The sequence below is a fragment of the Candidatus Sarmatiella mevalonica genome (assembly GCF_016751895.1).
GTDB lineage: Bacteria > Pseudomonadota > Alphaproteobacteria > Rickettsiales > Rickettsiaceae > Sarmatiella > Sarmatiella mevalonica.
In genome coordinates this window covers 1-9,750 of sequence record NZ_JACVVM010000052.1, presented here as the reverse complement: position 1 = coordinate 9,750, position 9,750 = coordinate 1, and the positions used below count along the sequence as shown (strand labels likewise).

Below are 9,750 nucleotides of genomic sequence, written 5' to 3'. Positions count from 1 at the left end.
ATACGCAGGGGTGTTTGCTGAGCATTGTCAAGCCGGTGGACGGAACGAGGGGGTTTAAGGTTCAGCAATGGCGGTGGCTTGTGGAACGCTCGTTTGCGTGGCTGGGTAATTTCAGAAGATTGTCCAAGGATTATGAGATTTCCCCTTCATCCGCTAAGGCTTTTGTTCAATTAGCTTTCACAAAAATTATGCTGAATAGGTTAGTTAAATGTTTTGCGTGACTGGTTCTAACTAATTGATTTAAACTTACCACTGTAATTTGATGCGCTGAAGACATTTGAAAACCTCGTTCTTTTGAGATTTATTATAACAAAAATTACCTCATCTCGCAACAGTCCCATCAGGAGTAGAGTTAGGAAAGAGGTCTAATAATCACGAACAACCTTCTTCACCCTTCACATTGGCTAATTGTTAATTAAATACTTACGCAAGAGGTCTAATCATGAGGCGATATATTCTTACTTACGCAACGGGTCTATTATTTAAGTAACGTTGATTATTAAAACGATCGAATCCAATTATTTTCCGTTGAATTATGCAGTGGATCTATTGAACCATCATTTTATTACTTAATGATTTTTTGCTCCTTTTGCAATTATTGTTGTTAACAGTGTCATATATCTATATTTTGCTTTGTAATTTTTTTAGATCAGTGTGCGTCACATACCCTTGAGTATCTAATAATAGCAACATCTCGCGCTCTAATTGGTTAGCGCGCAAAGGGCAATCCACAGCTAGTTCCGCCAAAAAGTTTTTAACATGTAATTTAATATGCCCCTTAGTAATTCCTTGAGTTACCAGGCAGTGCAGAGCGGCGAAGTTCTGCATTAATCCCACGCTAAGCATAAGCTGCGCAAGCTCTTGAGCACTAGAGATGTCTAAAATTTTATCTATTATTACACTCGCCGTTTTATGACTCCTAGTCGCGCCTCCTACTATACCGCAAGCAATAGGTGCGGATGCATGCCCTATCAACACTCCCTTAGCCTCTCGCTTCCAATAAGATAGCCCCTGATACGCGCCGCCAACACAAGCATATGCATGCATTGCAGCTTCTATTGCTCTAAAATCATTACCGGTACTAATAGCCAAACCATCTATTGCATTCATGATGCCTTTGTTATTTGTAACAGCTCTTTCGGTATTAAATTGCGCAAAGCGAGAAGCTTGATGTATAGCCTGCGCAATACCGTCATCTATTGCATTAACTGTAATCTTAACGTGGGTTAAACTTTTGCTATTAAAATTAGATAATATAGCAATTCCTAACACTTCTGAACATTCTTTTTGCATGATATGTTTTAAAAAATCACACGTTTGGTTAATGATGTTTGCACCCATGGCATCCACACTATCGAATAATATTTCAACTACCCCCCATTGTTCTCGTTCATTACTGTTTAGATAGTCATGTTTTTTAAAATAAATATCTACCACTCCTCCTCCTCTCGCCTTCATGCTTCGTGCTACGTTTGCATTGCATAAATCTATAAAACGATCTTTATTTTTGTAGAAAAAATCTTCAAAGAGGTATGCATCTTTAAGTTGTGGTATATGTATCTGACCGATCTTTAAATTTGAATCCGTCCAGGCTATAATAGACGCTCGGCATCTCTTAAAAAGCAACGCTGCCTTGTTAAGCGCCGCAATCACAGAAGACTCTTCTGTGCATATTGGTACGCAATATTTCTTGCCATTTACCTCAATTCCATCCACTAAACCCATTGGCATTGCGAAGTATCCTATCGCGTTTTCTATTAAAACATCCGCAATATCTTGCTTGTTATGTCCATAAGGAGCGTGTTGAGGCTCAAAGGGAGCGTGTTGAGTGATGTAATTTTGATTAGACTTCTTTCGAAACTCGACTTCCGACCCCAACTGCGCTGTCGCTGCTGATTCGAAACCCTGGTCTATTTCAGTATTCCAGAAGTTTTGCGCTTCGTATGTCCCCGCATTCGCCCCTGGTTGAGAGAGCTTGGAAAAATGTTTATTGTTTAAAAAAGTATGAGATTGCCGAGAGTGCGAGTCGAAATCTACGAAAGGGCTAAGGTAGCCAATCTCCTCAGTAGTAAGATTATATTTAGTTTGCAGATATTGTATTTTAGTAAGTCGATTTGTTTTGCGAGGAAGGGTTTGATTGGTCATGCTAAAAAAGAATAGCACTGACGTAACACCAATGCTACTGTAGTAAATTTAAGTGGAGGTTTGTGCATGAAAGAATTGAAACGAGGTATTGTATAATTTATCAAATTGAGCAATTTTACACTTAATCCATCGCTTCATATTAACTCAGAATTTCTCAATAGGTTTAGATCTAGCGAGTAGGGAGGTAGAAAAATCATTTTGCACTCAACAGATCAACGATTTAATTAAGTCCTTAGTCTTTTGAGATTTATGAAATGCAGCATCATTCATTACTACAACTTACCCCGATTTCAGTTCTTTTATCAAGAATTGCTCAAGCCAATCTTCAAATAATTTTGTGTTGCAAGAACTATCAAAATGCTCTACACCGCTTTCATCAATATACGCAAGCTTTTCTAGTGATATATTTTTATAGCTTCTTGGTCAGTGTTATGTTTCTCTTCACTTGCTTCCATATGGGTAAAGGTTTTTTTACAGCGATACCCTAATTTACGAAACCAATATAGCACCCCTGCGGCACTCCTGCCAAAACGCTCTCCCATTTTGGATAAAATAAAATCAGTGTTGTTATTTACAACTTTGCAATTTCTTTGCCAGTTACACTGTCTTTTTTAGCACCTACCTTCTTTACTAAATAATTTCCTACTTTATATTTTTATACCAATTCTTTACCGTATTTGGTGCTATTTCGAATTTTGTTTCAGCTCTTTCGCAACTCTATCACCTCTTTCTACATATGTTATTATTTTTTTTCGAAAATCTTCGCTACAGGATCTAGGCATTTTCTTTTGAAAGTAACATCTATACGCAAACTTCAAATTCATTTACTACTCTTGCGTACTCTGCATATCTCTCGCATAGTATTTAATTCTTCAGGGCTACAATCCTGTTACCATTATACACAATTGCAAAAATCTACTTCTTCACGCCAACTGTTGCCGTTGCTGTCGATTCGAAGCCTCACGTAACTTTATATATAATTGAAGCTTTGCACCTTCATTTGTTTCTTTTGTTAGTTCCTTACATTTGCTTCCGATCCAGCGCGAGTTTGGAAGGGGGCTTATCACATTCGCTACGCACGCACAAGTGATGAGAGAGTTCTATTAATAACAGCAGAGGATAGTTAGTTTTAAGACAGATCGATCGATTCATCATCTGCATCGAGCTGCTCTCCATCCTGCGCATAATATTCATCATCTGCATAGTAAAAATCTTCCTCTGGTTGAACAAAAGTATCGCTAGTATTTGCGACTTCCGCTTCATCCCACTCTAGCCCATTCATAGTGCTCTGCTCTTCTTTCTGCGATTTAAAGGCGCACAGAGAGGATATAATTCTGTCTCTAACTTGATTTACATTCACTTCTCCATTATTAATTCCATGTACTGCTAAAACAGTAGCCTTGTATTTTTTAATGAGTTCCTGAGGCACTTGATATTTACCAGCTTGAATGTCTTTAGCAACCTGAGAAGCAAGTATCACAAAGTCGAATTTGTTATCTACCAAATCGCTGTTAAAAAAAACGCCTAGCTCTTCTTCCGCAGGCATTTTAGATAGAATAGTTTCTGTGTTCCTCATGAGTAAAAAAATCAATTCTAAAAATAAAAAGAACCCACCTATGGATCCTAGGCTAATTGTATAGCAATGCAAGTGCAAACGCAATAGACCAGCTGCATAAGTAAAGATTTTAGGCATTCCTAACTAAATATAGACAAAAGAATTTGTTTGTTGAGTAAATATTTATGAATAGGTCTTGCTCTCGCTTCCTACTTACCGCAATGTCAATAACTTGATTTCTGTTCCTATCAACAGCAAGCTAGCAATCGAAATAAAATCTATAGTAAAGCTTTTCAATAAACGATAAATTCTATGAGTTTTAGATTTATCCTTTGCGGGACCAGGAAGAGATAGCGCAAGCTCTTTTTGGTGAATACCAGCACCCGTAATAATACTCAAGATTGCCGCAGCAAAAGATTTTACTCTTGATTTATTTCCGGCTATATGAGATGATAGCGCCTGAAGTAGTATATTATGCATTTTTGTCACAAAAAATAAACGATATATACTACTTCAAACCCTCATAGTAAAGCCTTTCCTTAAAAAATGTAGGGTACTATGGATATACTTAACGAATTCGATAATACTATCACGTACCCTTGTTATTATATAACTATTATGATAAAAAATATGAAACCCATTATACGACCTCGTCTAGTTTTAAAACCACCAACCAATAACAACGCCATACTCGCGCGGGGCACTGTGCGAGGCGAAATTGATTGGTTGATAAAGACTCAACAACAAAACCCAGAACAGTTGATAAAACAACTTGTAGGGAGAATAGAGGCTGCTAAAGAAAATGTACTAACGGTACTTGCAACTCAGAACGACAAAGACAAACAAGCGCCAAACAATATTGTGCGACAGTTTGAAGCGGATTTAGCTTTTCTTGGAGTGGATGCTAATTCTTCGGAGGAAAAAATAGACAATATTTGTACATATCTTAAAACTTCTTTGTTAAGTCTTCAGCAAATCCTTCCATTTGAACCAAAGACAACGATACATAATGAGATAGAGAAGATCAAGCAACGCGCGCTAACCTCTCCAAAGGATGCGGAAGCTTTAATGCATAAACTATCTACAGCAGTAGAGCAAACTTTGCAATATCTTGATTTGGAATTGCAAGATCGACATAGCCTAATACCTGGTATGAGAGATCTCGCTATGCATTTCTGTGGAAGCAAGTATCCGCGAAATGGTCTGGGCATGATCACTCGTAGTGAGATGCAGCAAGAAATCCGCGAAAAATGCAATAAAATGATTGAGGATGCGGTAGTTCAAATCAAGAGCTTAGAAAACCCTGAGTATCTATCTGCCGTTAACAAACTTGCTGACTTATCTGCGTCACTTTCCGAGCTAAAAAGAGATTGCTATTTCTTATTTTTTGACGTAGATGATGAGAATGACTTTCTTGCGTTTCTTAGGAAGCATCGTATTCCAGAGCACAAAAAACATGAGATAGAGTATATAAAAAGAAAGTTTGAGACTACCGAATACTACCTTTTCAATAACAATAAACAAATACATACTCTAGGGCGCATACAAAATAAGATAGAGCGTATAAAAGAAGAGTTTGACGCTATCAAACACAACTTCAGCGACAATAAACGTTTGCAGTTTGAAGGTAAATTACAACTTGAAATGATAAAATTTGATAATTGGAAGAATACCTCGTTCCCTGTATATAAATTGGATCTGGATAAGATACGACAATTAGCAACGCGCAACCCGCATGCGGCAAATGATTTAATGTTGGAAGCAATCGCAAAAATAGACAGGATCCCAAATTCGATAGCAAATACCGTTGGTGTTTTGATGTCAGGTAATGCCACTGAACAGCAAATTCAGCAATTACGTGAAGATGCAAGGTGGATTGCTACCGTTGACTGTTCTAATCAAGAAGGAATAGAACATGAATGTACCAAGATCCGCTCACTATTTGAAACCGTTAACTTAATGATACAATCGGGTGTCAGAGACTTAAAAAGCGCTAAGTACAGAGAGCATCACCAAGCATTAAAACAAGTGGAACATGAGCTAGAGAAATTGGATACTGAATTTCATCAAAACCGGTTACAAGGCATTGTTGACTCTCTGCAAGCGCTCGATCCGACGCTTAATCAAAATTATCTTATAGACGTAGCACAGCGAGTGCACGCATGTGTTGTCAAAAAAGCTGAAGCAATTGTTGATCCAGACCCCCAACTGTTAGTTGCATTCCAAGAGATGCAAGATACGCTTAACCACTTACTAATTGCGCTTCCATATTCATTCGAACTTTCAAAGACCATTACAGAGAAGATTCTACCTATCGCACAGAGGTATTGCCAAAAATTAGAAATAGAATGGATGCAATCAAAATCGCTCGAGATATCATCACAACACCCATTTGACCCGGAAGTAAAACTATCAATTCTTAGTACCGCAAAATTTGCGCAGGACAGCCTGAGTGAACTGGAATCTGCCGTAAACCGTACCGCGTATTACGTGTCTTTACGTGAGCGCGCATATTTGCATTACATATCTGCACATGATCGCGCATATTTTCATGGTGAGATATGGCGTATGCATCACGGTCTCGTGGAATTTTATCAAGAAAAGTTAACTAGTTATGCTAACTATCTGCGAGATCTTGAAGACGAAAAACCAAATGATCGCAAAACTATAAAAGCAAAATATGTTTTGATTAAGCAGATTATACCGTTTATGCTAAAGCGTACGGACGAGATGAAAACATATCTCCTATCCAGCATGAGTCACAATGCAGATAATGATGCGCAAGTTCAAAATGCCATGCGGATGGTTGAACAACTAGAAAACCAATGTCTCGCTGATGTGCATGCTGACTGGCAAAGCGTACAGCCTGTGCTGCAACGGCAAGACGCAGCTCAACTTACAGAGGAAAGGATCGACAAAGTCCAACGAGTGATAGGACTGATGCGAAATCACTCCAAACTGGAGTTAGCCAATGGGAGGATCGAGAGAGCTAAACACTATTTTGATATCGCGGAAAGATTACAAAAGGAGCTGGACCCAAATCATCGGTTTAATATTCAACAATATAAAAAATACGAACCAAATATGTAACACTAATCCTAAATCCATCGAGGGGGCGCTCTAGCGCCTCCGTGCATCACCAAACTTCTTGCCAAACTCAATCATGACGGGCAAATGCGAGGAGTATACGAAGCCGCAAAACTTCTGAGCATACATAAAGTTAAGTAAGGACTCGTACCCTTTTACAATCAAATACGACTTATGATATAGTCAATTAACTTGAATTAGGGAGAGCGAAGAAGGCTTCTATAGCTCTATAGAAATTGTCGAAGAGATGGATTTTATTTTTAATCCACTTCTTCATATTAGCCCAGAACTTTTCAATTGGGTTAAGGTTAGGAGAATAAGGCATAGCGCCCTACAATTTATGTAATAATTGAGAAAAATAGTCTATCTATTTGAAGCATCTTTGGTCTACAACATGTGGGGACATTTCAAGCAATGCAACGCATCAACATAGGTGATAGAGTTGAAAAGAGAAATCAAGACGTTTACCACTGTTTATTTCTTTCCTCGTACAATGCACGCCACTGAGAGCATGCTATTTTTGCAAGCTCTTTAACTTGCGCGATATATGATTCGCGTTCTATATGATTAAGGCCGCGAGCGTCTATTAAATTAAAGATATGGCTGGCCCTGATGCAATAGTCGTATACTATAGCAGGAACTCTCTGAAATTTCGCTATTTCTTTCGCCTCATCCACAACGGATGTGAATTCTTGACGTAGCTTTTCTTGATTAGTCAGCTCGAGGTTAAATATCGAGTTTTGTTCTTCATATACTTCTAAATCTTTGTATAATACCCCATCACTCCATTCTATTTCCGCAAAACTTTCCTTATTTTGTATATACAAAGCCAAACGCTCTAACCCATAAGTAATCTCGCCCGGTATAGAAGAAAGCTTCACTTCCCCTATTTCTTGCATATAAGTAAATTGAGTAATCTCCATACCATCGCACCACACCTCCCAACCAAGACCCCATGCGCCTAAAGTTGGAGACTTCCAGTCATCTTCTATAAATCGAATATCATGCTCTTGCGGGTTCAAACCTAGTGTGCGTAGGCTTTCTAGATATAAATCTTGGATATCTATTGGTGATGGTTGCAGAATCACCTGGAACTGATAGTAATGCTGCGCTCTATTAGGGTGTTTTCCATATCTGCTATCAGTTGGTCTGCGTGATGGTTGCACATAGCATATACGCCATGGCCTTTCAGCGCTTCTATCTTCTAAGCAGCGCAACACCGTAGCTGGGTGAAAAGTGCCAGCGCCAACTTGCCTATCAAATGGCTGGAGAATGCTGCAACCGTTCTGCGTCCAAAACGTCTGTAAGCGCGTGATTATGTCTTGAAAATATAGCATGGAGCAGTATATCTATCTTATTATTCTATCCATCACTCTTGTAATATCAAATGGAATCATAGCAAATGATGTAAACAAAAGCTAGTACTACAGTTTTCTCAGAGGGCCTATGGCACAACTCTACTCTTTCATGGCAACTGCGGCAGCCGATCTAATTCTCGAATTCTCATGTACTTTACGATACTGTTATAGCTAAAACAGCATAAAAAGATCGCAAATAAGATTAGACCTGTTGCGTAGGTGAGAATATATCGCCTAATGATAGAAAGAGGTCTTGATTTTTTCAAGACAGAAGGTATATATGAAGTTTATTTCAACACAAAACTACTCCATATATGGCAATATCATACATAAAAATCAGGAAACATCCAAGAATCTTTTTAAGATTATTTGGCATTAGTTGCGAAGAATTTGATATTTTGGTGAAGAAACTTGAAGTATCATGGGCAAAGAAAGTCGTTGGTAAATACAAGAGGCTTGGTAGGTTTTATGTTTGGGATCGATGTTTCAAGGGTATGCAGAATAATTAAAACTTTGGAACGATTGGTCGCAAAGTTGGTTGCGATAGAAAAAACGCACTCTAAGCTATAAAGAGACTGAATAGTTAATAGATGTAACGGAGCAAATAATTGAAAGGCCTAGCAAGAAACAAAAAGATTATTTTTTTTGCTCTAATTCTTCGCAAAAAGCCTTAGTACCGGACAGTTAGGTAAAAAAGTAGTAGCGTAAAGGTAGCAAAGCAGTTAAACATATACATTTTTAACGATAATTAAGGATGTTTATGTTCTATAATACCACTTTACGCCAAATGTTATCAAAACATTTTCGATGGAATAAATCAAGAGTCGAATTATTGGTGATGATAATTTTATCACTTTTTAAGATCCAGAACGTACAAATTCCTAAAATAGCAGAGGGCATAATAAGTGACGCAAAGCAAGATTCAGTAATTAAAAGAATTTACAGATTTTTTAAAGATCAGCTAATAGATGCAGTCGAAGTTGCAGCGTTGGTAGTGGATATCTTAAGTTTAGACAAATATTTGTTAGTAATAGATCGGACAAATTGGGAGTTTGACAAACAAAGTATTATTTCTAGCGATTTCATATGAAAACATAGCAATTCCGATCTTTTTTAAGATGCTAGATAATAAGGGTGGCAACTCGAAAGCTTCAGACCGTATAGAGCTGATCAGCAAATTTATCAAATGTTTTGGGATTGGAAAAATAGAGGCAATTTTGGGGGATAGAGAATTTTTTGACCAGGAATGAATTGAATTTCTTACAAATAATAATATTAATTTTGTATTCCGGATAAAATAGGCCTCTTTCGAAACTGCGATATATGCGTATACTCAAGCTAGGTCAATAAAAATATTATGGTTGTGCAATTGAAATATGAACAAGTGAAGATTTTATCAGATGATCAATTCAGAAGATTAACAGGAGTTAAGCGTGGTGCGTTTGATAAGATGGTAAAAATATTAGAAGAAGCTGATAAAAAGAAAAAAACTAAAGGAGGTAGAAGAAATAAGTTGAGCATGGAAAAATCAGCTATTAATGGCATTGGAATATATCAGAGAATACCGCGCATATTTCCATGTTAGTCAAAGTTATGGAATAAACG

9 protein-coding genes and 1 pseudogene are annotated in these 9,750 nt (G+C 37.7%); 5 read left to right on the top strand and 5 right to left on the bottom strand.

The window, feature by feature from the left end; genetic code table 11:
* Positions 1-221, top strand: a 221-nt coding sequence (locus tag Sarmat_RS04810; RefSeq protein WP_207187042.1) for a transposase, incomplete at its 5' end; no start/stop codon positions are given.
* 400 nt (positions 222-621) lie between these two features.
* Here the strand turns inward: Sarmat_RS04810 and Sarmat_RS04805 are convergent.
* The 3 genes from Sarmat_RS04805 to Sarmat_RS04795 form a co-directional block, all read right to left on the bottom strand.
* Positions 622-2,145 carry a hydroxymethylglutaryl-CoA reductase, degradative gene (locus Sarmat_RS04805; RefSeq protein WP_202149676.1) on the bottom strand — a complete coding sequence of 508 codons (1,524 nt, stop codon included), beginning with the start codon at positions 2,143-2,145 and terminating at the stop codon, positions 622-624.
* A gap of 1,129 nt (positions 2,146-3,274) precedes the next feature.
* Positions 3,275-3,838, bottom strand: a complete 564-nt coding sequence (locus tag Sarmat_RS04800; protein WP_202149675.1) for a DNA-directed RNA polymerase subunit omega — start codon at positions 3,836-3,838, stop codon at positions 3,275-3,277.
* A 75-nt stretch (positions 3,839-3,913) separates the two neighbouring features.
* Positions 3,914-4,180, bottom strand: coding sequence for a hypothetical protein (locus tag Sarmat_RS04795; RefSeq protein WP_202149674.1), 267 nt, complete (start codon positions 4,178-4,180; stop codon positions 3,914-3,916).
* Between the two features lie 138 nt (positions 4,181-4,318).
* On the opposite strand from Sarmat_RS04795, the gene Sarmat_RS04790 reads away from it, so the two are divergent.
* Positions 4,319-6,790 (top strand): hypothetical protein, encoded by a 2,472-nt coding sequence (locus Sarmat_RS04790; RefSeq protein WP_202149673.1) that lies wholly within the window; start codon positions 4,319-4,321, stop codon positions 6,788-6,790.
* A 184-nt stretch (positions 6,791-6,974) separates the two neighbouring features.
* Here the strand turns inward: Sarmat_RS04790 and Sarmat_RS04785 are convergent, their stop codons facing one another.
* The gene (locus tag Sarmat_RS04785; RefSeq protein WP_202149672.1) at positions 6,975-7,112 is read right to left on the bottom strand and encodes a transposase; all 138 of its coding nucleotides are present in this window, start codon (positions 7,110-7,112) and stop codon (positions 6,975-6,977) included.
* 139 nt (positions 7,113-7,251) lie between these two features.
* Positions 7,252-8,124, bottom strand: a complete 873-nt coding sequence (locus Sarmat_RS04780) for a glycine--tRNA ligase subunit alpha (protein ID WP_202149671.1) — start codon at positions 8,122-8,124, stop codon at positions 7,252-7,254.
* A 335-nt stretch (positions 8,125-8,459) separates the two neighbouring features.
* Between Sarmat_RS04780 and Sarmat_RS04775 the strand changes: the two genes are divergently transcribed.
* The 3 genes and pseudogenes from Sarmat_RS04775 to Sarmat_RS04765 all read left to right on the top strand — a co-directional run.
* On the top strand, positions 8,460-8,654 hold the full coding sequence (locus tag Sarmat_RS04775; protein WP_202149670.1) for a hypothetical protein: 195 nt from the start codon (positions 8,460-8,462) through the stop codon (positions 8,652-8,654).
* A 278-nt stretch (positions 8,655-8,932) separates the two neighbouring features.
* A complete protein-coding gene (locus tag Sarmat_RS04770) occupies positions 8,933-9,235 on the top strand; it encodes a hypothetical protein (protein WP_202149669.1) in 303 nt (100 codons plus the stop codon).
* Between the two features lie 279 nt (positions 9,236-9,514).
* A pseudogene (locus Sarmat_RS04765) lies at positions 9,515-9,750 on the top strand (transposase family protein); the annotation flags it as partial.